Here is a 24,537-nt window from a genome sequence, read left to right on the forward strand (position 1 = left end):
TAATGCAGTAATGTGTGATTTTTTAGATTTAACAGAGGTTTTATCGATGGCAATTCTAGATTATTTCATTTTAAACTGGCCAAAGCTTATTTTTGCAGCTTGGTTCTCGATTTATAATTTAATATTAGTTGCCGTTTTTCTTAAAGAACATCGTTATCTTATAGAGAGATTTTTAGTCGGATTCTTTGTATCAAGTGCTTTTATGTCTATTATCGCTGAGATTATAGGCGTTCATTTCTATAATCTAATCATAGACAACGGCATACTTACCGACCCTTATGACTTCTTTTTCATCGCCGTAAGTATCTTTTTTGATGCATTATTTATTTTTATTGGCGGAAATCTCTTTACACATTTTACAGGTCTTAAAAACTACGTTGGTGCCAGCATTTACATGGAATATGTATGCCTGGAAAGACTATGCCTTGTAGTAGCCACAAACATTACTAACTACATTTTGCTATATATTTTCTTCCAGTTTGCTCTCTTTGCTATTATGAGAAAAAATATGGCATATTTATTTAAGGCGACTTCTCTGAAATGGCGCAGTATATTTATATATTTGACCGGTTTGTTCTACATACTAGACTTGCTGTACGCTGCTTATCTTCTATTTCCGGAGCTAGGAACTAATGTTATTAACATCCAAAATCTCTTTTGGCTAGACTCGATGGCATTAATAACCTGTAGCTTCGTATCAGGTTATATCAGCATCTCCATTTCTGAATCAAAGGAACATGATGGAAAAATAGAATACTTTGAACGACTTCAGAAGTCTCAGGAAGACATCATCACTACTCTTGCTGAGATGTCAGAAGCCAAGTCTGGAGAGACAGGTCAGCATGTTCGCCGTGTAGCTGAATATAGCAGACTTTTAGCATATAAACTTGGACTTAGCAAAGAAGAATGCGAAGATATAAAGATTGCTGCCATGATGCATGACCTGGGCAAGCTAATGATAAGCAAGGAAATTATTGAAAAGCCAGCAAAGTTGACCCCAGCAGAGTATGACATTGTAAAACAGCACACTCAGTATGGATGGGATATTCTTTCTAATTCTGAGGGCGATTTAATGAAAATGGCTCGTGTAATTGCAGTACAGCATCACGAGTACTGGAACGGCCAGGGATATCCTCTTGGAATTAGTGGAAATGGAATATCAATATACGCTCAGATTGTGGCTGTAGCAGATGTTTTTGATGCGCTCACAAGCGAGCGTTCTTATAAGCGTGCCTGGACCAGCCAGGAAGCCTATGATGAAATAATAAAACAGCGAGGAGAGCAATTCTCTCCTCGCGTAGTTGATGCATTTATTGAATGCTATAATCAGATTTGTGTCATTAGGGACACTTATCTTGATTAAGACATTTTATTTAGAAAGGCTTCTTTCCCTTCTTAAGGAATATTGCTACTGCACCTATAAGAACCGCTCCAAGAGCAACAATGATTGCAATTATTCCCCCCATATTTGAAGATTCAACAGCTGCGGATGCCTCTAGATCTGATAAATTCTCATCGGATGTAGTGTCTTCTGTGGCTGTTTCTGTTTCTGTTTCTGCTGCTTCTGCAGTATCTCCTTCAAGTGGAACCTGCTCCTCCTCAATAATTTCCTCTGCCTCTTCTTCTGCTTCCTCAGTCTTGTTTTCTGTAGCTACAGTATTGTTTGTGTTCTTCTTTGTTGTCTTTGTAGTATTAGCGGCTGCAGCTGTCTGTGTTGTAGCTGGACCTGCAGCTGGTACACCTGCATCAGCGATAGTCTGTGTCTGTGCTGGTGCTGTAGTTCTACTTGAGCTTGCACTTGAAGAACTTCTTGATGAGCTTGAAGATCCAGAGCTAGATGCTGAACCAGTTGAACCAGAGCTTGTACCAGCCGATGGATTTGCTGGAGCTGCTGTAGGTGCAGGTGTTGGTACTGGTGTTGGAGCTGGTGTTGGCTCTGCTGCTGACTCATCAGCTACTACCAAGGCAAAATCAAATCTATCAAGGTTTGGAGTATAGTTTACGCATGTGTTTACTCCACCCACACCATTCTTATGAGCGCGGTAATCATTGTTATAGAATCTAAGAGTATTCTTACCCTTCTTTAATACTACCTTTACGCACTGTGTTCTAAAGGAATCTACACTATATGTGTTTCTGAAGTATACTGTCTGATCCTTACCTCCATTTACATTTAATGTAACAAATCGGTCAACCATCTGCGCATTGTAAGAATGGCTACCAAAGAGTTCCTTGTTTGACTGATAAACAACCATCTCATATACACCTGTCACTGGTGCATCATATGTGATTTCAAGGGCGTTCTCAGCATCCTCAGATGCAAGAATTTCCTGTACATATTTACCATTAGAAGCTACATCATTTGTGCCGATTTCAACATTTCCAATAAGCTTTCCATCCTCAGCTTCAACAGTGTCAATGTTCTTGTCATCTACCTTTGCAACTGTGAGCTTATCAACTGCAAGAGCTGCTGAGCTTGCATCTAAATCAATGATATTAATTCCCTTCTCAAGGAATACTTCTGCCACTGCATCGCTCCATGCATCTGCAGTAGCGGCTGCCTTAACTGTTCTTACATGATTTGTTAATGTCTTGTTTGTATTGTTGACGAATACATTAATCTTTTCATCAGATGCTGAATTATATCTGATAGAAAGCTGGTGAGTACCATTTTTCTTAGCAAATACTACAAATCTGATTCCACCACCATCTTTAACTGACTTATCTAAGCCAACAGCATAGCCTGCGCCGCTAAATCCTGCTACATTAGATGCTGTGTAAACGCTTGTAGATGTCTGTGAGCCAAGAATATTGTAATCGCTAAGCTCTGCCTCATATGTCTTTGTTGTCTTATCTGAATCAACCGCGCTTTCATCACCAACAAATGTTAGATAAACACAGTCGATAGATGCCTTTCCTTCGCTGTCAGTACCTGTTACAGAAAGTGTGTGGCTACCCTTTGTAAGGTAAACATATTCTGTATGTAAACCTGACATGTAGAATGTCAATGTGTTCTCAAGATACATCTCTGCACTTAAAGCATCATCAACATAAAGCTTCTGAACAGCATTCTTTGGATCGTTTAGCTCAGGTCTCTGAGTGTTGTTTCCTGTGCCTGCTCCATATACCATATCGAATCTGTAGAAGCCATCCTCTGGAGCATCTACCTTGAATGTTGCTCTAGCATCTTCGCTATCTAATCCCTGTGCCTGACCTGAACCTGAGCAGGCAAAATTTGGATTCTTACCTGCCTGTCTTGCGCCACCTGAAAGCTGAGCTTCCTCACCTTCAAAAGTCTTCTTCCAAGGACCTACCTCTACAACACCTACCTCAGCAGAAGAATCTGCTGGTGTGATTGTAAGATTGTAAGCTGCAGCTGCAACAAGGTCTGACATCTTGATTGTGCAGTTTCCATCTTCATCTACATCAAACACTTCCTTCTTCATAAATGAAGGAGCTTCTGCTGCACCATTGATACCTGTCCAGTCTGTGCGCTCGAACTTAACCTCAATCTTGTCGCCAAAAACATTCTTATCAATATTTGAAAGATTAATTACTGCCTTCTCTGAACCACCAAAAATGATGTTTGAAGACTTCTTTGTATCATCAACAGAAGCCACTCCGTAGAACTGAGTCTTTGGCAGACCATCTACATCGATGCTAACTGTCTCACCTGACATCTCTGCATACCACTTATATAACCACCATGCACCGTTTGGCTCGTTATTAGAAGCTGCAAGGTCAGCAAGGTTGTTTGAGATATGCCAGTATGCCAAGCATGCTGTAACCTTCTCATCTTCGAACAAGCCAATCCATCTTGAAAGGCTTCCAGGAACACCAAGGTGTGTGAAATCTGCATACTCGTTAATTACGATTTCTCTCTTCTCTGTAATGAGCCCTGGCTCCAACCAATACTTTTCCTCAAGTCTTCTGTAGTCTGCTACATTGTTTGGGAAATTATTGTAAAGGTCGTTATTTAAAACGTGCCATGAAATCTGTGTAGGAATGCAATCATTTTCAGCACAGAAAATCATGAACTGCTCAAGCTGTCTTGCCTGATAGCAGCAGAAGTTTGGACCTGCTGTCTTTGCATCTGGATCAACTGACTTAACTGAATCATAAGCCTGCTTCCAAGCTGCATTAAACTTGCTCATGTCATTGCTCCAGATTTCATTAAACCAGTTACCCTCTGGCTCATTGAACAGAACATATACTGCAGCATCTGTAAGTCCAGCTTCTTTGGTCTGTCTTACCATTGTTTTAAGCTTCTCGCAGTACTCATCCATTCCTTCGTACTCATATGGCCAGTTAGCATAGATATCTGGACAGGCAATCTGGATTGAATCTCCACCTGCCTCAAGGAATGTCTTAGCCATTACGTTGATATCGCCATTTGGATGCTGTAATCCCTCAGCTGGCTTCTGCTCACACATATATGGCTTGATAGCAGTCTGAAGAATTGCGCTAGGTACATTATCCTCACCTACACCGTAGAGATAACCTGTAGCACCGTGCTTTACTGCTCCAGTTTTATTTCCCATATCTACATTAAGAATTCCTGAATAATCAGGCTTCTGAATCTCTGGGAAGCTGTCATAAAGCTCCTTGACCTGGTCAGCTGTCAATGCGTCATCATAGAAAGCTACATCGTCCAAAGAACCTTTAAAATCATTATCTGATGTATAATAAGATTTTCCAAGAGAAGCATATTTAAGACTCTTCAGGTAATCCTTCTTTACCAACTCAGGTAAAACTTCTGTTACCTTCTGAGTTCCGTCACACTGATCTGTGTAGCCTGCGTCCTCACCATTTATATATACCTTGTATTCATCCTCCTTAAATGTAACTGTAAGATGCTGCCATTTGTCTCTCTGTAATGGTTTGTTAAAGGTAAGCTTTGTTCTTACATTTGTGCTCTTGTTAGCATCGCCAACATAGAGTGTCATGTCGTAAGCTCCACCGCCTGCTGCAAATGCAAAATCAGGATCTGTCCACCAGCTTGCTCCTCTTTCTGAAGCTCCAATAGGACCATTTGATGCATCAAAGAACTTTGAATAATTCTGTGCATCCTGACTTGGATTTACCCACATCGAAATTGTAAATGCCTTATTATCTGCCTCGCCTATCTTTTCAAATAAGTCCTCTGGAAGATCCATAGAACCATTACCTGGAAGATTAAGAACTTTATTTCCCTTTAAAGAATCCTTCTTAACCTTCGCATTATCTCTTAAAAGGTCTTTTACAGAATCCTCATCCTCGAAATCATAGCTGTAAACTGGAGTAGGTATTTCTTTCTCTTCTTCCTCCTCTTCTTTCTTTAATTTCTTTTCTTTCTTGTCTTTCTCTTCCTCATCCTCGTCCTCTACATCTTCTTCATCAGAATCTTCATCATCAGATTTTTCATCTTCAGCAGCCTTATCTCCCTTTGATTCTTTCTCAATCACCTCTTCTAATAGTTCTTCACTATCTTCTTTTCTTTCTTCCTTGCTCTCTTCTGTGTTCTCGGAAACATCTGTGTTTTCTTCTGCTACTTCCTCCTCCACAGAAGTGGTCTGAGAAACTGCATCTTCTTTCACATTTGCAGCTTCGACAGGTACCCCCGTAAGCAGCATCTGGGTTGCTAATGCAACTGCGAAGGTCTGCTTCACTAACTTGTTCTTCATACATATCCTCCTCTAAAATATTATATTCTGTGGTTTATGCCACAGAATTGAGTCTATTTTGATTATATGTATTTTCACCCCTTCTGTTTATGTCAAAAACAGCATCTAAGCATGTCAAAATGTGATTTAAATCTCGAACTCATAGATAAATAAAAAAGCAGGAACCAGATTGAATCTAGTTCCTGCTTTTATCGTATATACGAATTATAATTTTCCTCCTGATGTTGCAATACCTTCTATGAATTGCTTCTGGAATATTACATAAATAACAATCATTGGAAGACATGCAATAAGTGCTGCTGCCATCAGCTCTGGATAATTTGATGAGAACTGCCCCTGCATCTTTGAAAGCGCACTGGCAAGTGTTGTCTGATTTGTATCAGGGCATACAATCATTGGCCACATCAGATCCTTATAAGCAAATACTGCTGTGAAAATTCCAAGCGCTACCATTGAAGATTTTGTAAGTGGCGCCATGACAAATAAAAATGTCTGTCCAATATTACAGCCATCTAATCTCGCAGCCTCCTCAAGCTCTCTTGGTAGGCCCATGTATGCCTGTCTCAAAAGAAATGTTCCAAAAGCGGATACAAGACCTGGGAACAGCAAGCCCATCATGGAATTAGTCCAGCCAAGCTTACTTACCATTACATACTGTGGAATGATGAAAATCTGCGAAGGTATCATCATCTGAAAAAGCACAAGACCAAACATCAAATTCTTTCCCCTGAAATTTAGTCTGGCAAATGCATAGCCTGCAATTGTTGATGTAAGCACTGCGCAAAGAACGCGAAGTACAATCATCAAAACCGTATTAAAATACAATCTTCCAAAATTAACATTATGAAGAACCTCGTTAAAGTTGCTAAGTCTAAAATGAGATGGGAAAATAACAAATGGATCCATCTGTGTAGACTCACCAACTGTCTTGAATGCTGTAAGAACCATCCATGCAAAAGGAACCAGCATAACGAAGGACATAATCACTAGTACTATATATATTATGGTTTTATTTTTGTTCATAGCTTTCCTATCCCTTCTATGGAAGAAGGTTCCCTCCTTATTACGTATAGTGTACCCACTTCTTCTGTCCTATCATCTGAAGGACTGTGAAAATCATAATTACAACCAAAAGTACAACTACAACTGTAGCTCCATAGCCCTTATTGCTCTGCTGGAATGAATACTTATAGAATAAGCAAACCAGTGACTGGGTCTTGAAAAGAGCTGGGTTGTTGTTATCAATAACCATGTAGATAACATCAAATACCTGCATAGCAGCAATGATTCGTGTAACCATTACAAAGAAAATAGTTGGTGAAACCAAAGGTATTGTGATGCTAAAAAACTGCTGCACACCGGTAGCTCCATCAATTGCAGCCGCCTCATAATAATCCTTTGGAACCTCCTGAAGACCTGCCAAAAACAATACCATGTTGTATCCAATAATCGACCATATACCGATTACAGCAATCGAATAAATTGCGATTTTCGGATTTGAAATCCAGTTTGTTTTACCTGGAAGAATATGATTTAGTAATCCAAATTCTGAATTATAAAGCCATTTCCAAACCATAGCTATAGCAGCTGGTGCTGCAACCATTGGAAGGAAGAATATAGTTCTAAAGGTACTTTTACCTTTTATTTTCCCATTTAAAAATACTGCTAAAACCAATGCAATAATAATTGAAAGTGGCACCTCCACAACTGCATATTTCAAGGTGTTAAAAAGTGCCTGCCAAACCTCTTTATCTGCAAAAACCTTTTGATAATTAGCAAAGCCTACAAAAATATTTCCTCTTCCAAAATCACCTGTCTTAAAAAAGCTCTGATAAATCGTTTGAAAGATTGGAATGATATTGAGAACAATCAAACCAACCATTGTTGGCAAAATAAACAGCCAGCCCCAAATGAACTCGCTTCGTTCTCTATGAGTTGTTTTTCCCTTTTTATTCATAACACTAATCTCCTAACTAAAAACGGTTAAAGGGCACAGCCCAAAAGCACTGCGCCCTCATCCCCAATATTTATTATACCTATGAAAAAGAAGAAAAAGAATTACTCCTCACTAAGAGTCTGATTCATGCTATCGCAGATTTCCTGGCAAACTGTCTTAACATCCTTATCGCCAGTCCAAGCTTCCTTGAGCTTCTCTGTCTGCATATCTTCCCATGTTGTTGTGTACTTAGAATATGGTCTAAATACAAGGTCAGCATCAAGCATCTTCATATGACCATTAAGATCAAACTTATCTGTGCAGTTTACCCAAAGATCTGAGCATCCTTCGTAAGCTGACATTGTTACGCCAAGCTCAGCCTGCTTTTCCTGCATCTCCTTAGAACCGAACCACTCGATAAGTGACCAAGCAGCATCTGGATTCTTTGTGTTAGCTGAAGCAGCCCAGCCAAGACCATTGTAAATAGAAACTCTCTTACCTGTCTTTGCATCCTTTGGAAGAACAGCTACATCACAGTTCTCTGCTGTATACTCGTTGTCCTTGAAGGCAGCTACCATCCAAGAGCCCTGTGTAACCATTGCAACCTTACCTGACTCAAAGAGTACATCTGCACCTGACTCAGAAATTGTATTAAGATCTGGGCAAGAACCATCCTGAACCATATCTACGAAAAGCTGAATAGCCTTCTGTGTCTCTGGCTTATCATAACCAGAAGACTTCTTGTCTTCACTGATGATTTCTCCACCCATAGAATATACTGCGTTGTAGAATGAATCCTGATTGTTTGATGGAGCAATTGCATATCCCCAGTGATCATCATTTGTAAGCTTCTTTGCAGCATCTGCAAAATCATCCCATGTCCATGTATCATCTGGATAATCTACACCCATCTCATCAAAGATTGTCTTATTATACCAAAGAGCGATTGTATCGATATCCTTTGGAATAGCATACTGCTTACCATTTGACTGATAGAGGTTTACAATTCCCTCATAGTAGTTGCTCATGTCAATCTTGTCGCTTGAAGCAATCTTGTCTGTCAAATCCATAAGCATATCGTTTTCCATGTACTTCTGTGCCTGATTTGAATGCATCCAGAATACATCTGGAAGCTCTCCGCCTGAAGCGCCTGCCTCAAGAAGTGTCCAATAGTCATCCCAGCCAACTACCTGAATAGTAGCCTTTACCCCAGACTGTGCTGACCATTCATCGATAATTTTCTGAAGTCCTGGTCTCTGGTTCTCATCCCAGATAGATACTGTAAGTTCGCCTTCTACGCTACCCTTCATAGCCTCTGGAGCTTCTGACGCTTCCCCACCTGCAGTATCTCCTGTAGTGCCTGTATCAGCAGCACCACCACAAGCCATCATGGACATAGCCATAAATGCACTCAGAACCATTGCAGCTAATTTTTTAGCCTTCATAAAATCTTACCTCCCATATTTCCCTTTTTTCTTCATTGTCCGTTCCTTCGAACATATACCCATCTTAGCTAATCTGTCCCCTTATTAGCATGGAATAATCACACTATTAAATGTCTAAATGTGACATATTTCGACAATACTATTTCCAAAATAAAAGAAAGCAGATTTTGCAATATGCAAAACCTGCTTTCTAAGCTTACTCTGCTTCAAGTATAAACATACGAGATGTAAAATCCTTGTCGGCATGATACCATGGTTCGTCAGCACCCATTGTGCCAAGTCCACGTTCCATAAGGAAATCTCCGTATAATTTTTCCTTGTTATTAATATTGTAAATAAGGTTTTCGTCGAGACCCTGAAGCTTTATGGTCTCCATTCCGATGTTTGGAGTCTTGTGGGTCTTGTACATAACTACGACCGCCTTCTTCTTATCATCTGAAACAACCATCCAGCTTGCAATATTCTTCTCAAATGGAGACTGCAATCTGTAAAGTGTTCCGTACTGGAAAAGTCCTCTGTATTCCTTCATAAATACAATTTGGCGCTTAACTGCTTCGAATTCTTCCTCATCCACATCGTTAAGATCCAGCTCGTAGCCAAAGGTTCCGAAGCATGCAATATTTGCTCTGTCATCTACGTGCATGATACGTCCAGTCTGGTTGTTAGGTGATTTAGAAACGTGAGCACCCATAGATGCAATTGGATATCCGTAGCTTGTACCATACTGAATCTTCACACGCTCATGTCCATCTGTATCATCTGATGTCCATGCCTGTGGAGCATAATATAAAAGTCCAGCATCAAATCTACCACCGCCACTAGCGCATGACTCAAACAAGATGTGTGGGAAATCCTTAATGAGTCTCTCGTAAAGTGAGTATACTCCAAGGATATATTTGTGATAAACCATGCCTTGCTTTTCAGGCTCTATTCCTTGGCTAAAGCACTCTGTAATTGAGCGGTTCATATCCCACTTGATATAGCTAATATTTGCCTTTGAAATAACTTCGTAAAGCTGATGATAAATGTTGTCTACAACCTCTGGCTTTGAATAATCAAGTACCATCTGGTGACGACCAAGAGTTCTTCTGCGTTCTGGTGCAGCAAGTACCCAATCAGGATGTGCACGATATAAATCAGAATCTGGATTTACCATTTCTGGCTCAATCCAAAGACCAAAATCAAGACCAAGCTCGTTTACTTTTTTAGCAAGTCCTGTAATTCCATCTGGAAGCTTATTCGTATTTACGAACCAATCTCCAAGTCCTGCATAATCATCATCACGCTTGCCAAACCATCCATCATCAAGTACAAAAAGCTCCACTCCAGCTTCCTGTCCCTTCTTGGCAATCTTAAGGATTTTCTCCTCATCAAATTCCATCTCTGTAGCTTCCCAGTTGTTGAGAAGAATTGGTCTTGGCTTGTTCTTGTATGGTGAACGAACTAGGTTGTTGTTCATAAATTTATGAATGTTCTGGCTTAAATCATTAAGACCTTCCTTGGTATATGAAATGATAACCTCAGGTGTATCAAACACTTCCCCTGAATTAAGAGGCCATACGAACCAGTTTGGATTTATACCCATTGTAAAACGAAGCTTACCAAAGTTATCCACCTCTGCTGCCGCTCTAAAGTTACCACTGTAGACAAGATTTACACCGATTGCTTCGCCCTGAAATTCATCTGTATTTTTACGCTTCAAAATTACAAATGGGTTGAAGTTGGCACTTGAATGTCCACGCATGCTTTCGATGGAAATAATGCCCTTTTCTACTGAGCGAACATGTGGATAACGCTCTCTTCCCCACGCTCCCTCAAACTGCATCCAGTCATACTCATAATCAGGCAAATCTAAGCAAACACTATAAGCCTTTGTAAGCTTAACTTCCTCAGAGCCAAGATTTCTAAAGCTTGTATGACGAGTGATGATATTGTAGTTTTCATAGATTGTGTAATAAAGAGTTACCTCTACATTTATCAATTCATCTTTGCAAACAATCTCAAGGGTTGTCGCTTCTGAATCCGTATTTACGTAGCTGGCTGGAAGACCAGGAATTGGTTTCTTGCCCTGATATATTTCATATCTATCATAAACAAGATTGGTTACTCTAGAGCCATTTGCCTGTCTGATTTCATATGCTGGTCCTCTGAAATCACCATTACCAAAAGCTGGATATTCAAGGCTTGCCAGCTCCTTAGTATAATTCTCATCATCTGTCACTGGGCAACAAAGAGGTCTGCCTGCGAGAGTCTGATAACCATATATAATCTGATTTTCATTTATCCTTTTTCCGAAGTAAAGCTGCCCGATTTCTCCATCGCGGCATTCGCCAATAACATAGCTCACCTTTGAATTATATAAATGAAATTGTTTTTCCTTTTCAAATACTTTAACTGCCATAATTCCTCCATTGAATCTCTATTTTTCATACGATAGAATGAATTATAGTATTTAATATAGTTTTTTAGGATGTTTTTGTTGACTAAACTGATGTCATTTTGTGACATATATGATATTTTATGAGTGAAACGAAATAAAATGTCATATGCCATCGCGGCGAGCGACATATAATCATTTGGGAGTTTTTTATTATGGAAATATCCGGTGTAGACAGGGTCAAATTCGTTGACCTTACCAAGTCTAATGATTTTTACTTATTTGAAATTGGAGAATGTAAATGTAAACCTAGCTACAGCTACGGTCCTATCGTCAGAACCAGAACCATTTTTCACTATGTTGTTTCTGGTCGTGGACATTTTATTCTTAACGATAAAAGATATGACATCGAGCCTGGTCAGGGCTTTTTAATCCCTTCAAAAATAAAAGCATATTATGAAGCCGACCCTGATGATCCATGGGAATATGTATGGATTCATGTGGACGGTCCACGTACCATGGAGCTTTTTGCCAGCGCTGGCATCACTGAAGAATCTCCTGTTTTTATTCCAAATGGAGACTCTGGAAAGATTGTAGATATCATCCATGATATTTACGATCACAGCGACAGCGAGTGCTACTGCTATGCAAAGGTTTATGAGTTTTTTGATACCATTATTTCCATGTCAAAAAACCGTGTATTCCATGATGTAGACCCACGCCTGGCATATGTAAAAAGCGCGATCAACTTCATTCGCTTAAAATATTCTGAGCCTATCACAGTGGAAGATATTGCCGCTGCTTGCTGCCTTAATCGTAGCTACCTTACCAGATTGTTTAAGCATGCCACTGGCTACACTCCACAGGCTTACCTTGGTACCTACCGCATAAAAAAAGCTACTGAGCTTCTTTTGGAAAGTACCGAAAGTGTCAGTAGCATAGCATTGCTAGTTGGATATTCAGATAGCTTTACATTCTCAAAAGCCTTCAAACGCTTCAAAGATGTCTCACCTAGTGAATATAGAAAAAATCACGGAGTCGAAATCTGACCCCGTGATTTATTTTTTTATAAATTCTTAACTAGCTCGTCCATTACGGCTTCTGATGACGCATTTAGAGTAGACTTAATGGATACGACTGGTTCTACCAGCTCGAGATTCTTGCTGCCCTCTAAGATTGCTTTCATCTTGCCAGCAGCCTGAGGTGCCCAGGTACCGTTTTCTACGAAGGCTACCTTACGGTTCTGATAAGCCTTTGCTGTCAGGTGATGTAAGAAATCCTGCATTGGTGGGAATAAACCTCCATCATAGGTACAAGCACAGCAAACCATCTTGTCATAATAGAATGCTCGTGCTACAGCCTCTGACATACTGTCTCTTGTCAAATCAATAAACATAGTCTTCTTGCCAGCAGCCTCTAATTTTTCTTGAAGCTTAAGCGCAGCCTTCTTTGTATTGCCATGAATAGATGCACATGTAATTAACACACCCTCTTCCTCTGGCTTATAGCTGCTCCACTTGTCGTACAAATCAATATAGTACCCAAGATTTTCTGTAAGAATTGGACCATGAAGTGGGCAGATAGTCTTGATATCAAGTGTTGCTGCCTTTTTCAATAATGCCTGAACCTGCACTCCATACTTACCCACAATATTAAGATAATATCTACGAGCTTCATCAATCCAAGGCTCATCGCTATCAAGCGCTCCAAACTTTCCAAAGCCGTCTGCTGAGAAAAGAATCTTCTCTGTAGATTCATACTCTACCATTACCTCTGGCCAGTGAACCATAGGTGCAAATACAAATGTAAGCTCATGAGTACCAAGAGAAAGCTTATCTCCCTCAGCCACTACATGCTTTCTATTCTCAAAAAGAGCAGCTTCCATAAACTGTCCCATCATTGTAAATGTCTTAGCATTTCCAACAACTGTTGTGTCTGGATATTTCTCAAGAAATGCCTTGATAGAGCCAGCATGATCTGGCTCCATATGAGATACCACAAGATAGTCTGGCTTGCGACCAGCAAGCTCTCTATCCAAATTTCCAAGCCACTCATCTGTGACTCTTGGATCAGCTGTATCCATTACAGCCACCTTTTCATCTAATATTAAATATGAATTGTAGGATACCCCATTTGGTACTGAATACTGACTCTCGAATAAATCGATAGTCTTGTCATTGCAGCCGATGTATTTGATTGAATCTGAAATATACATGATAATAAACCTCCTTATAGCTATTATCATATCAAATATAAGGCGCACAAAAAAGCCCCAGACAACTAATGTCTGGGGCTGTGATAATTTAAATTATTTCGAGAGTCGCTCCACTATTCTATCTAGTGTCTCGCGAGGAACTGTACCATCGCGATAAAGCTGATTGATTGTACTTTCGCTTCCAAGTAGTGCTGTGGCATCTAGCCAAGTACCCTTTTGAAACTCTTCGTCAAATACATTATATATTTTTCGATTCTGCAAAAGCTTTGAAAGCGGATATTCTCTATAATCCATATCTTATCTTATCTCATCTCTAATAGATTAAACACGTGATAAGTACTCACCTGTTCTTGTGTCAATCTTGATTGTCTCGCCGTTCTCAACGAAAAGTGGAACGTAAACAACTGCGCCTGTCTCAACTGTAGCTGGCTTTGTAGCACCTGTAGCTGTATCACCCTTGAAACCAGGCTCTGTATCTGTAATCTGAAGCTCTACGAACATAGGTGGCTCAACTGAGAAGATTGAACCATTGTGTGAAAGCATCTTTACGATTTCATTTTCCTTAACGAACTTAAGAGCATCACCAATCTGATCTGCTGTAAGAGCAACCTGATCATATGTCTCAACATCCATGAAGTTGTAAAGCTCGCCATCGTTGTAAAGGTACTGCATATCCTTACGATCGATACGTGCTGCTGGGAACTTCTCTGTAGGACGGAAAGATGTTTCTGTAACACCACCACCCTTGATATCCTTAAGCTTTGTACGAACGAAAGCTGCGCCCTTACCTGGCTTTACATGCTGGAACTCGATAACCTGATAAACCTTATTGTCCATCTCGATTGTCATACCGTTTCTAAAATCACCGGCTGTAATCATTATAAATTTCCTCCTTAACGTGTATGAAACAACGCTGTTTCATACGTTTAATAACTAAAAATAACTAATCCATTTGGCTTATAGCCACACTTGTATACAATATTTTACTTCAATACCCTTATAATTTCAAGACCAAATATTCTACATTAATTATATACCACCGGCAATTATATCAATTTACAAAAACATTAAATTATCTTCAAGCCATCTGCAAACACCATCATTTTCATTTGATTCACATACTTCATCAGATTTTTCTTTAACAATATCAAGGCCATTCGCTACACAAATCCCCTTACCCGCAAATTCCATCATATCAATATCATTATAATCATCCCCAAAAGCTATTATATCTTCTCTATTTATTTCATATTTTTCTGCCACATATGATATGCCATTTCTTTTGGTTGCTGATTTCTTCATTATCATTCCGATTATATTTTCAGATACTTGTATATATAAATCATCAGGCAACAATTTTGCATAATCATTCACTTCTTCGTGAGAAGTAAGCTTGACAATTATCTTATCAGCTTTTTTTCCTTCTACTATACTAAAATCACTATCAACCAATTCATAATCCGTTCCTGGCCACATTTTTTCGGCGTCAAAATTTGAATAGAGCACATCATTTGACTCAACCGCAACGGAGCAATGCGGATTCTTCTTTTTAACTATATCAATAATATGAACCGGATTCTCAATTTGATAATTGTCTACTTTCATATCATCAATATAGATAAGCGCTCCATTATGATATATTCCAGCATCAATATCTATTTTTTTTAAAAATTTTCTCGCAGCTCTAAGTGGTCTAGCAGTGGCAACAACAAATACATGCCCCTGATTTCTTAAAGTTTTAATTATTTCAATGGAATAATCTGAAATTGTTTTATCATCCTTAAGAAACGTGCCGTCTAGATCTGTTACAATCATTTTTTTTATATTATTACGCATCATACTTTTATCCTCAATTATATGTCAACATTGAATTTATAAAAATTTTCGATAAAATTACTTATATCATCTTTGAAAGATGATATATACAAATGATTATTTTTTTCTTCTAAAGGATATATTCTATAAACCTTATTTATAGGATATATTTCCAAATGCAAAACAGTTCTTTCATTTGCTATTAAATCTCTAACATGAAAAACCTCATGAGCATTGTGCTTCTTATCCTTAAATACAACTCCATGATAATGTCCCCTTTTTTCATATTGATGCCCTTTTGTAAATAATTTCCACTGTGGTTCATATCTTTTATAAAGAGTACCATACACAGCTATCTCTTCCCCATTATTAAGAATATACTGTTTCTCAATTGCAATATCCGTAGCTTCTTGAAGTTTTTTAAACGGTTTTTCCGGAATATGTTTTAACACTCTTCCATTTATAATTAGCGAGCCGTTCCCTCTAGCACTAAGTTTTATAGCTGTAGCATTTATATTGTTATTTTTACAATAACTATATAAAAAATCTAGTACACTTTGATTATCCCTTTTTGATTCAACTTTAATTTTAATCGGATCATTATTTATATTTTCAACCCATGCTGTATGAGAATATACAGTCCTCTCATCGCGAAGAATCACCCCATCTTCACTTAACATTTCAGCAACGCTATATTCTCTTTCTGGTAAACTCATAGCACCGCTAACACTATATGAACTACCTTTATTTTTTTTGAAATCCAATTTTTGAAGCTCTATAACTTCTCCTCCATCGTGGTTTTCACATTTCCTAGAACCAGATACGCCAAACCGATTATATGTTTTTTTCAGCCCAACATGCGTTTGGATAATATTCCTTATTATTGAATCCGAAAATACAATGTCTTTGGCGGAAATAAAATTATCAATTCCATTCATATCAACTATGAAATTTTTTTTATTTGATTGAGCTACCTTCTCATAATGAATCTCCCAATTATCAATGCCTTTAGAGACATCTTCCTTATGATATTCATACTCTCGTTCAAGAATTAAATATTGTTTTAAATTGACTTTATATATACTTTCAAAACGATTACGCCTCTGACACTCTATTGAAATCCCTTCCTCGATTGGCTCTAAATACAATTCTTTAACATCTGCTTTTTTCATAATATTTAAATCCTACATTAGCCAACATAAATAGGGTCAAATACATCCCATTTTTGAACTTGATCTATTGACTTTCTTATTTTTGCATAATGATAATTATTGTTATATGTATTTTTCAACTTACAATAACCTTGTTCGTACTTATTAACTTCTATATTATTTTGCATATCAAGCCCAGCAATATTAATACCATGCGTTCCCAATAATAGTTGATATAATACAAATTCTTCTGGATTAATGTCATCTGCAAGCAAAATAGAAACCCTTAATTCTTTCAAATAACCACTTAAAGCTTCCAACATACTATACTTTGACATTTGGTCTTTATCCATTATCGATTGCTCAGCTTCAGAATGAATTAGGTTAGGTTGATGTTTTGACATATCTAGCAATAAATAATCACACTCAGTTCTCAATAACCCATCAAACAACTGCATATATTTGATTATATCGACCTGCGTTAACCCTACAGCAATAATAACTGTAGAAAAATCCATTTTTGCTATCTCTTCTAAATACTCTTTTGAAGCGGAAAACTGAAGTTGTATACCAGCTTTATAAGAATCCAATCCATATAAGACCAATATCCGTTTAATAGCATTAATAGATAATGGACTCTCTATGACTAAAACTGGTAATATATTTTTAGGTAATTGAAAAACCATATTTCTAATTCCTTCTACTTCATAGTCCGGAACTGGAAGATCAGCGTATTTTCGCTCTTTATTACCAACAAAGGCTTCTGTTTCATAGTATCTTTCTTTATTAGTAATTACCGCATGTATGCCAATCATAGTTGCACCCATCTCTATAGCCATTTGTAAATCATATAAATTTTGCACTCTGCATATCTTACGTTGTCTTGCGCATATAGCTCTTTTTTTATACATTATTTCTACATCAAAAACACTATCACTATATATCTCTTCTAATATCTTATTTTTATCCCCGGTTCTCCAAGTATTATACGCTCTTACATAATTATTTTGAGGATAGTAATCTAAAACTTCGAACCACTTAACACATGGAATCTCATAATTCCCAATATCAAGCACCCAACTAACTAAATTATGATAATCTATTGATTCCACACAACAAATAGCCCTTTTGCCATTTTCAAGAAATAGTTCCTTAGCCATTTTCATAGTCGAAAAAGTCGTGACATTATTATCAAGAACTAAAATCTCATCCAATGTTTCAATTTCAAAATCAAAAATATCAGGAATTCTCTTTATGATAAACTCTTTATTCATATATCTTTTAGAACTAAAATGGCTTGGTACAATATTTATATTTCTATTGTATAAATCTTTCAAAACAGCTTTAAATGCATAGGCAAATGATATTGCTCCATAGGAAAAATACAGAATATTCTCAATACTATTCAACTTTTCGCCCATATTGGCAACTATCTTTTCTACCGTTGCAAATATTTGCAGATGATTATCAATTTCCAACGAATATTTTTGTCCATTTTCAATTATAGATAATTTATCTATATTTATTTTTTTTAAAACAGACGCCAAATCACACCAATAGTTCTCAATAGTTTTTTCATGTATTATTCCAAAAATGATTAAGTTTGAAATATCTAATGCTTTAGATATCTGTCTATAATTTTCCTTATCTATCATCACTCCATCTAAAGACGCTTCTTCTAGGTAATAAATTGCTAAATATAGCGCAGAGACTAAATGATCACAAATTGTATATAAGACTAGCGAATGTACAGCTTTATTATATTTCTTATTCATAGCTATATACTGTATCATATGATTACAGGTATCAAACAATAATTTCCACTCATCATACTTATTGTGGTGCGTAACAGAAATATAAGGTGGCAGCCAGAAATAATATAATTTCCCCCTCATATAATATTTATCATTTTTTTGATGTATTAATATTTTAAAACACCTTTGCAAAAAATCATCTTTAATTGAATTATATATCTTTTGAAACTCCCATTTTTCTAGTATAATTACTCCAATTTTATTACATTGATAATTACTAAAATATAAATTATGATTTAAATTAAGTTGCGATTCCCTCGTGCAAAATTTTCTTAGATATCCTTCAACATTATCCCACGCTGTAAAAGAATTATATAATTTTTCCCAGTTACTTTTATTAGTTTCTAAATCATATTTAACATTGAATGCAATCCCACCATTAGCATTTACTATATCAAATAAACGTTTGTCTCCATTAGAATCATCAGCAAGAAAAACAGGAGGGTGTCCACACTCAATTAATTTTTTCACATAATTATATTTTTCTTTTTGATCAAACTCGTCTAGCAATGTAACTTTCCCATTTTCAATCTCTACCGTACTACCTACTAGCTCCCATTCAATCTTTTCTTCAAAAGTATCTATATACGTCTTTACAACACCACGCATAAAGGGAATGAAACCTCTAGTCAGAAAAATAATCTTTATATCTCCTGTATAAAAACGATAGATTAACGATATAGTTTTATGGCAAAAATAATCTACATTCACCAGATGATTTAATGTATATGAACCAATACATTCTAAGAACTCACCATTTACATAACTTCCAATTCTATATTTGCCAGCAATATCTAATAAATTAAGAATTGATAATGATTCATAACTAATCTGCTTTTTTAGAATAGCGAATGTTTTTTTATAAAAGATATTTCTTCCTTCCGAATCTTCTTCACTGTAAAATCGATTATTTATTTTTTCGAAATCATTTATTAAATCTTTTTCTATCAATAATCCAGGAAAAGCACACGCACGATACCAAGATGTTCCATCTATTATGGTTCTATCAATATCTAGAATAATTAACTTTTTCATATTTATCTGTCTCTAAATAGCTTGCCCTAACCATTCTTCTATCATTTTAATATCATCAGGCCCATTATTTCTAATCTGTAATACTTTATCATTAGCGCTTAACTTTTCGAACTCATCATTCATCATGCCAATATATGTAGTATTATCCTCTCTAGCACATAAAACATCTCTCTTCTTCCTTGTTCCTTTTTTTCTTCTATCCTCTAATCGATTTACAACTTCTTCTGCATCAGGATTAAGTATCACAGTATATGGTTTTATCATTTCTAGACCAGTTAAAATAATATCTTTTAGCTTATTGTACTGCCAATCGTTTAACTCACCTAATTTATACTCTACTTCCACATATACCAATGAATCATACAGACTTCTATCAACTATTAATACTCTCTCATCATTTTTATCAGAACTTTTTTTTATTGCTCTTTCAGCAGTATAAAATCTGTGATATAACCTTATGAGACATTTTTCAAAAATCGTCATTTCTGGCAACGTATCCATTTCATTAGTAAAATCAATTGAAAAATCATCTTTTATGTACTTAGTAGACTGTTTCACCATTTCACTAATTAATGTTGTTTTTCCCGAACCATGAGGACCCGCGATAAAAATTGTTTTCATATTTTTTCTCCTTTTTAATAAAATTGTTTAATCCATCGATACACATCCGCACAAGATTTATCATCATTAGAATATATTTTTTTTATAGTACGCCGCTCTATATTCTCATACTTAACTTTCATCCGACTTAAATAATCATATGTATCTTCTCTTGCACAAATTTCATCCCTTTTTTTTCTCAACTTTGTTTTCTGTCTGATTGATAAATATTCAACAACACCTTCTGTTGCGGGATTTAAAATAATTGTTTTTGGTGAAATAATTTGTAATGCCTGCTCGGCTATATCGTTTAGTCTGTCAATCTGTAGTTTTGTCAAATTTCCCAATTCATATTCAACCTCATTATAAACAATAGAATCATAAATACTCCTATCTACAATGAGAACCCCTTTTTGTGGATTATTAGCACATATAAATTGGGCACGTCTCGCAGAGTAAAATCTATGGTACAATCTAAGCAAGCTCTTTTCATATATACTCATTTTTGATATCTTGGGTAAATCATTAACAAAATTTATTCCAAAGTCATCCACCATAACATCTGAATATCTCTCAATCAACCTTTTTATTAATAATGTTTTTCCACATCCGTGTGGTCCTGAAATAAACAATGGTTCCATCTCTTACCTTTCTTATGAAAAAAACATAAAGGCGTTATTATTATCAGTCAAAAAATCAAGCATATCTGAAACAGCTTTCTCAATATTTTTTTTATCAATCTTTCGATATACAAATATATTTAAATAATTATCAAGAATCTGTTTGTCATATCCATTATTATCTACAAAAATTTTATTAGCCCATTTCAAATTCAAGTTTGCCCTTCCCATTTTTGCATTAACAGAGGCGATCCAATAATCAACAGTTCTTTGACAACAACTTAAACATGCGATATATTCATGATTTTTAAACATCTTTACCGCATCATCATACTCGGCATTTGCAAATGATTTAAAATACGAATAAATATAATCATCTATCTTTATATTTCTAATCTTTTCAATTAATGCACTATCATTACCGCTAATTAAATAAGCTAGCGACATCTTTTTAATTATTTTTAATTGCTTATAGTTAAAATAATCAATTGATTCTGTTAATACATCTATATCTTCTTCACTCCAATACTCTATATCACAACAAGCATTTTTTATTTTAAGCATCTCTGTTGGTAGCCCAATTTTTTTTTCTGTTAGAACATATATATCAAAATCTGAATCTTTATTTCCTAAACCTTCGAATTGCGATATATATACTAATATTGAAAATTCTCCTAGATTCTTCTGGCTGATGTAATTGAATATTTCTATTTCAGAAATATTACATTCTTCGAATCTTTTTTTTAATATACTCGATTTATCCATGTCGTAATTTTATCTCCTTTAATATCAACTATACGCATATCAATATATTATTATCATTTTTGAGATATAGCGTTTATAGCATAAATTAATCCTTTATTATTCTTAATTATTCCATTTCTATTTAAATCACATATTAAACAGATAGGGCAGAGCCTACTACTCTACCCTATCATTCCCATTGATTGATGATTAGATATACATTCTTGCTACTACTTTTGCAACAATTGCTTCATCCTCAACCTTTACTAATACTGGTGACTCGTACATTTCATCATCCTCCTTTCCTCAAATTTATATAAAAATAGTAAAAACTATTTTTATTTAATTTACGATTCAACGATAAGCTTATTTGATATTAATAAATCAACATAATACTCAACATCTGATTTCGTCACTTCAAAATCTACACCAAATAACTTAGATAGTTTCTGCGCTATTTCGCTTATAGAATGATGATTCTTGTAACACTCGGACAGCATTCCTGTAACTCCCGGACAGCGTTCCTATAACACTCGGACAAGGTTCCTGAAACATCCGGACAAATGACATCGCAATTCTACTCACTTAGAATGTATGTAAATACATTCTAAGGAGGGTAATGAAATGAGGTGTCTACCAATGATGACTATTACTGAAATCCTTCGCTTGAAGGAAGAAATTCATCTAACTTGTCGTGAGATTGGAGAAGCAGCTGGCTGTTCAAAATCAACTGTTTCTGAAATTTTGTCACGCTGCAAAAAATGTGGGCTCACATACCAAGATGCTTTACAATTATCTCCTGCTAGAATTAATGAGCTCATTTATCCTGACGCTTTTGGGCGTAAGCAAACCAAAGAAGAACCTGACTGGGAGGTTTATCACAAGGAGTTACTTGATAATCCAAGAAGAAACCTCCAATACATTTGGCAGGAAGAATACCGTCCTGAGTATCCTGATGGATACAGTTACAGCAGATTCTGTGCCAAGTACAATGAGTGGAAAGACAACACTGGTAAAAATGTTGTCATGCCTCAGGAAAGAGAGCCAGGCAAGGAACTATTTATCGACTGGATTGGCGATACGCTTCCTTGTGTCGTGGATAACATCACAGGTGAAAAACATGAAGCTCATTTCTTTGTTACAACACTTGGTGACAGTTCGTATCCATTTGTTGAAGCTTTTCCTGATGAAACACAGCTTAACTGGAATCAGGCTCACATAGATGCCTTTGAGTGGTATGGTGGTTTGCCACGCATACTTGTTCCAGATAATTGCAAGACAGCTGTTGTGCATACAAACCTTTATGATCCAAAGATTAATGAGGCATACAATGCATTGGCTCGTCATTATCAGGTCGCTATTATCCCAGCAAGAGTGCGTAAGCCTCGTGATAAAGCCTCTGTTGAATCCGGTGTTGGCTGGCTTGAAACCTGGCTTCTAGAATGGCTTAAGGGACGAATCTATTACAGCTTTGAAGCTCTTAATCACGACATAAGAGAACGTGTCCTAGAGCTTGTTGAAGTAAAATTTAAGCATCGTCCTGGAACAAGAAAAAGTAACTTTATTGCTATAGATAAGCCAGCACTCAGGCCATTACCACAGGACCGTTTTGAAGCCTTTACAACTAGGAAAGTAAGCAAGGTGCCAAACAATTATCATGTAAAATTTGCTGATTTTTATTATTCTGTTCCGTATAGCTACTATAAGCGTAGTGTTGTAATTCATGCCTATGCTAAGAAGATTGAAATCTTCGATAGCGTTGGAAACAGAATCGCTATACACCAAAGAAGGTACGCAGGTCAGCGCTATGTAACCACTACAGAGCATATGCCTGATAATCATAAAGCCATTGCTGAATTCAATGGATTAAATGGTACTTACTACAAGCAAAAGGCTTTTAGGATTGGTCCAAACACCTTTAACTTTGTTGATAAGCTTTTAGCCTCTTATGAGTTTGAAGAGCAGGCTTATAAATCCTGCATGGCTGTAATAAACTTCAGCCATACTTATGGTGATACCAGAGTCGAGAATGCCTGTGAAAAAGCACTTAGTCTTAACTCTGTCACATATACAACCCTGAAAAACATTCTTAAGAATGGTCAGGATATGTTACCAATTAAGCAAAGCAGTTCCGATGCGGACACTCCAACTCCACACCATGAAAATCTCCGTATCGGAGAATGGATGTAAAGGAGGTGCCCATCATGAATTATCAAACTGCCGAGCAATTATCAGCCATGAAGCTGCATGCAATGCGTCTTGAGTATGCAAGACAGGATGAGTTACCAGCATCAGAAGATTTACCTTTTGATGAGAGGATGGCAATGATTGTCACTGCTCAGTACGACGCAAGGCAACGGGCAAAAACTGACAGACTTATAAAACTAGCTTCTCTCAGAGAGCCAACGGCAACGCTAGAGAACATCGATTTTGATTCCATCAGAAAACTCAAGAAAGCTGATGTGGCAAGGCTGTCTGATTGCCAGTGGATTAAAAATGGCAATAACCTAATAATCACAGGCGCCACTGGTGTGGGTAAGACCTACTTGTTATCAGCCTTTGGTAGAGCGGCCTGCATCTTTGGCTATTCGGTTAGATGTTATAGAACTACAAGACTTCTAACTGACTTAACCATAGGCAAGGGCGATGGCTCCTACAATAAGCTGATGCGTGACTTGGTAAAACCTGATTTGCTCATTCTGGATGATTTTGGAATGAAACAACTGGACTTGCCAATGACTCAGGATTTCCTTGAGGTTGTAGAAGAACGTTACCATCATCAAAGAGCTATCGCTATTTCAGCACAGCTTCCAGTGAAGGAGTGGCCTTCGGTTTTCAAGGATCCAACTATTGCAGATGCGGTACTTGACAGAATAGTGCGAAACGCATATCGTTTCGACCTAAAAGGTCCATCAAGAAGACCTACGGTGGAACATCAGCCAGCTGACGCTGGAGATGACAGTTCCAACGCAAACAATTATACTGAAGGAAAATAGATGTCATCTTGTCAACTTGGTACAGGAATCCTGTCCGGATGTTATTAGAACCGTTGTCCGGATAATACAGGAACCATTGTCCGAATGTTACAGGATGCTTGTACCAAATTGGCAAGAATAATCATA

At 36.9% G+C, this 24,537-nt stretch carries 19 protein-coding genes; 4 read left to right on the forward strand and 15 right to left on the reverse strand.

Annotation, left to right across the window (positions count from 1 at the left end; all coding sequences use genetic code 11):
* The first annotated feature begins 46 nt into the window (after window positions 1–46).
* Window positions 47–1,363, forward strand: a complete 1,317-nt coding sequence (locus BMZ41_RS14060; protein ID WP_176754568.1) for an HD-GYP domain-containing protein — start codon at window positions 47–49, stop codon at window positions 1,361–1,363.
* Window positions 1,364–1,373: 10 nt separating this feature from the next.
* Here the strand turns inward: BMZ41_RS14060 and BMZ41_RS14065 are convergent, their stop codons facing one another.
* The 5 genes from BMZ41_RS14065 to BMZ41_RS14085 all read right to left on the reverse strand — a co-directional run bounded on the left by BMZ41_RS14065 (window position 1,374) and on the right by BMZ41_RS14085 (window position 11,445).
* Window positions 1,374–5,663 carry a LamG-like jellyroll fold domain-containing protein gene (locus BMZ41_RS14065; RefSeq protein ID WP_090530768.1) on the reverse strand — a complete coding sequence of 1,430 codons (4,290 nt, stop codon included), beginning with the start codon at window positions 5,661–5,663 and terminating at the stop codon, window positions 1,374–1,376.
* A 204-nt stretch (window positions 5,664–5,867) separates the two neighbouring features.
* The gene (locus BMZ41_RS14070) at window positions 5,868–6,686 is read right to left on the reverse strand and encodes a carbohydrate ABC transporter permease (protein ID WP_090530771.1); all 819 of its coding nucleotides are present in this window, start codon (window positions 6,684–6,686) and stop codon (window positions 5,868–5,870) included.
* 40 nt (window positions 6,687–6,726) lie between these two features.
* Window positions 6,727–7,620, reverse strand: coding sequence for a carbohydrate ABC transporter permease (locus BMZ41_RS14075; RefSeq protein WP_090530774.1), 894 nt, complete (start codon window positions 7,618–7,620; stop codon window positions 6,727–6,729).
* Window positions 7,621–7,721: 101 nt separating this feature from the next.
* Complete coding sequence (locus BMZ41_RS14080) at window positions 7,722–9,044, reverse strand: ABC transporter substrate-binding protein (RefSeq protein WP_090530776.1); 1,323 nt, start codon at window positions 9,042–9,044, stop codon at window positions 7,722–7,724.
* Between the two features lie 196 nt (window positions 9,045–9,240).
* Window positions 9,241–11,445, reverse strand: coding sequence for an alpha-galactosidase (locus BMZ41_RS14085; protein WP_090530779.1), 2,205 nt, complete (start codon window positions 11,443–11,445; stop codon window positions 9,241–9,243).
* Window positions 11,446–11,636: 191 nt separating this feature from the next.
* On the opposite strand from BMZ41_RS14085, the gene BMZ41_RS14090 reads away from it, so the two are divergent.
* Entirely contained in the window at window positions 11,637–12,470 is an 834-nt protein-coding gene (locus BMZ41_RS14090; RefSeq protein WP_090530782.1) for an AraC family transcriptional regulator, read from the forward strand.
* A 17-nt stretch (window positions 12,471–12,487) separates the two neighbouring features.
* Here the strand turns inward: BMZ41_RS14090 and BMZ41_RS14095 are convergent, their stop codons facing one another.
* The 10 genes from BMZ41_RS14095 to BMZ41_RS15470 all read right to left on the reverse strand — a co-directional run bounded on the left by BMZ41_RS14095 (window position 12,488) and on the right by BMZ41_RS15470 (window position 21,915).
* Window positions 12,488–13,636: an FprA family A-type flavoprotein gene (locus tag BMZ41_RS14095; protein WP_090170693.1), complete on the reverse strand. Its 1,149-nt coding sequence runs from the start codon at window positions 13,634–13,636 to the stop codon at window positions 12,488–12,490.
* A 93-nt stretch (window positions 13,637–13,729) separates the two neighbouring features.
* Window positions 13,730–13,930, reverse strand: a complete 201-nt coding sequence (locus BMZ41_RS14100; protein ID WP_090530785.1) for a hypothetical protein — start codon at window positions 13,928–13,930, stop codon at window positions 13,730–13,732.
* Window positions 13,931–13,957: 27 nt separating this feature from the next.
* Entirely contained in the window at window positions 13,958–14,515 is a 558-nt protein-coding gene (gene efp / locus BMZ41_RS14105; protein WP_015548742.1) for an elongation factor P, read from the reverse strand.
* Between the two features lie 177 nt (window positions 14,516–14,692).
* The gene (locus BMZ41_RS14110) at window positions 14,693–15,475 is read right to left on the reverse strand and encodes an HAD family hydrolase (RefSeq protein ID WP_090530787.1); all 783 of its coding nucleotides are present in this window, start codon (window positions 15,473–15,475) and stop codon (window positions 14,693–14,695) included.
* A 14-nt stretch (window positions 15,476–15,489) separates the two neighbouring features.
* Entirely contained in the window at window positions 15,490–16,623 is a 1,134-nt protein-coding gene (locus tag BMZ41_RS14115; RefSeq protein ID WP_090530790.1) for a hypothetical protein, read from the reverse strand.
* A gap of 17 nt (window positions 16,624–16,640) precedes the next feature.
* Entirely contained in the window at window positions 16,641–19,451 is a 2,811-nt protein-coding gene (locus BMZ41_RS14120) for a beta/alpha barrel domain-containing protein (RefSeq protein ID WP_090530793.1), read from the reverse strand.
* 12 nt (window positions 19,452–19,463) lie between these two features.
* Complete coding sequence (locus BMZ41_RS14125; RefSeq protein WP_090530795.1) at window positions 19,464–20,072, reverse strand: ATP-binding protein; 609 nt, start codon at window positions 20,070–20,072, stop codon at window positions 19,464–19,466.
* Window positions 20,073–20,086: 14 nt separating this feature from the next.
* The gene (locus BMZ41_RS14130; RefSeq protein WP_090530798.1) at window positions 20,087–20,692 is read right to left on the reverse strand and encodes an AAA family ATPase; all 606 of its coding nucleotides are present in this window, start codon (window positions 20,690–20,692) and stop codon (window positions 20,087–20,089) included.
* A 12-nt stretch (window positions 20,693–20,704) separates the two neighbouring features.
* Complete coding sequence (locus BMZ41_RS14135; RefSeq protein WP_090530801.1) at window positions 20,705–21,436, reverse strand: hypothetical protein; 732 nt, start codon at window positions 21,434–21,436, stop codon at window positions 20,705–20,707.
* Between the two features lie 326 nt (window positions 21,437–21,762).
* A complete protein-coding gene (locus BMZ41_RS15470) occupies window positions 21,763–21,915 on the reverse strand; it encodes a PqqD family protein (protein ID WP_143071357.1) in 153 nt (50 codons plus the stop codon).
* 124 nt (window positions 21,916–22,039) lie between these two features.
* Between BMZ41_RS15470 and istA the strand changes: the two genes are divergently transcribed.
* Entirely contained in the window at window positions 22,040–23,605 is a 1,566-nt protein-coding gene (gene istA / locus BMZ41_RS14140) for an IS21 family transposase (RefSeq protein WP_090529170.1), read from the forward strand.
* Between the two features lie 14 nt (window positions 23,606–23,619).
* Window positions 23,620–24,411, forward strand: coding sequence for an IS21-like element helper ATPase IstB (gene istB / locus BMZ41_RS14145; RefSeq protein ID WP_177184204.1), 792 nt, complete (start codon window positions 23,620–23,622; stop codon window positions 24,409–24,411).
* Window positions 24,412–24,537 lie beyond the last annotated feature (126 nt).

Origin of the sequence: Pseudobutyrivibrio sp. UC1225, assembly GCF_900115215.1 — a bacterium.
Lineage (GTDB): Bacteria > Bacillota > Clostridia > Lachnospirales > Lachnospiraceae > Pseudobutyrivibrio.

What these genes read in the sequence shown, in the direction of transcription:
- BMZ41_RS14080 (WP_090530776.1), bottom strand. Translation starts at nt 9,044, where the DNA reads ATGAAGGCTAAAAAATTAGCTGCAATGGTTCTGAGTGCATTTATGGCT.
- BMZ41_RS14115 (WP_090530790.1), bottom strand. Translation starts at nt 16,623, where the DNA reads ATGAAAAAAGCAGATGTTAAAGAATTGTATTTAGAGCCAATCGAGGAA.
- efp (WP_015548742.1), bottom strand. Translation starts at nt 14,515, where the DNA reads ATGATTACAGCCGGTGATTTTAGAAACGGTATGACAATCGAGATGGAC.
- BMZ41_RS14100 (WP_090530785.1), bottom strand. Translation starts at nt 13,930, where the DNA reads ATGGATTATAGAGAATATCCGCTTTCAAAGCTTTTGCAGAATCGAAAA.
- BMZ41_RS14095 (WP_090170693.1), bottom strand. Translation starts at nt 13,636, where the DNA reads ATGTATATTTCAGATTCAATCAAATACATCGGCTGCAATGACAAGACT.
- BMZ41_RS14065 (WP_090530768.1), bottom strand. Translation starts at nt 5,663, where the DNA reads ATGAAGAACAAGTTAGTGAAGCAGACCTTCGCAGTTGCATTAGCAACC.
- BMZ41_RS14090 (WP_090530782.1), top strand. Translation starts at nt 11,637, where the DNA reads ATGGAAATATCCGGTGTAGACAGGGTCAAATTCGTTGACCTTACCAAG.
- BMZ41_RS14060 (WP_176754568.1), top strand. Translation starts at nt 47, where the DNA reads ATGGCAATTCTAGATTATTTCATTTTAAACTGGCCAAAGCTTATTTTT.
- BMZ41_RS14110 (WP_090530787.1), bottom strand. Translation starts at nt 15,475, where the DNA reads ATGATGCGTAATAATATAAAAAAAATGATTGTAACAGATCTAGACGGC.
- istA (WP_090529170.1), top strand. Translation starts at nt 22,040, where the DNA reads ATGAGGTGTCTACCAATGATGACTATTACTGAAATCCTTCGCTTGAAG.
- BMZ41_RS14135 (WP_090530801.1), bottom strand. Translation starts at nt 21,436, where the DNA reads ATGGATAAATCGAGTATATTAAAAAAAAGATTCGAAGAATGTAATATT.
- BMZ41_RS14070 (WP_090530771.1), bottom strand. Translation starts at nt 6,686, where the DNA reads ATGAACAAAAATAAAACCATAATATATATAGTACTAGTGATTATGTCC.
- BMZ41_RS14130 (WP_090530798.1), bottom strand. Translation starts at nt 20,692, where the DNA reads ATGGAACCATTGTTTATTTCAGGACCACACGGATGTGGAAAAACATTA.
- BMZ41_RS15470 (WP_143071357.1), bottom strand. Translation starts at nt 21,915, where the DNA reads ATGCTGTCCGAGTGTTACAAGAATCATCATTCTATAAGCGAAATAGCG.
- BMZ41_RS14120 (WP_090530793.1), bottom strand. Translation starts at nt 19,451, where the DNA reads ATGAAAAAGTTAATTATTCTAGATATTGATAGAACCATAATAGATGGA.
- istB (WP_177184204.1), top strand. Translation starts at nt 23,620, where the DNA reads ATGAATTATCAAACTGCCGAGCAATTATCAGCCATGAAGCTGCATGCA.
- BMZ41_RS14075 (WP_090530774.1), bottom strand. Translation starts at nt 7,620, where the DNA reads ATGAATAAAAAGGGAAAAACAACTCATAGAGAACGAAGCGAGTTCATT.
- BMZ41_RS14125 (WP_090530795.1), bottom strand. Translation starts at nt 20,072, where the DNA reads ATGAAAACAATTTTTATCGCGGGTCCTCATGGTTCGGGAAAAACAACA.
- BMZ41_RS14085 (WP_090530779.1), bottom strand. Translation starts at nt 11,445, where the DNA reads ATGGCAGTTAAAGTATTTGAAAAGGAAAAACAATTTCATTTATATAAT.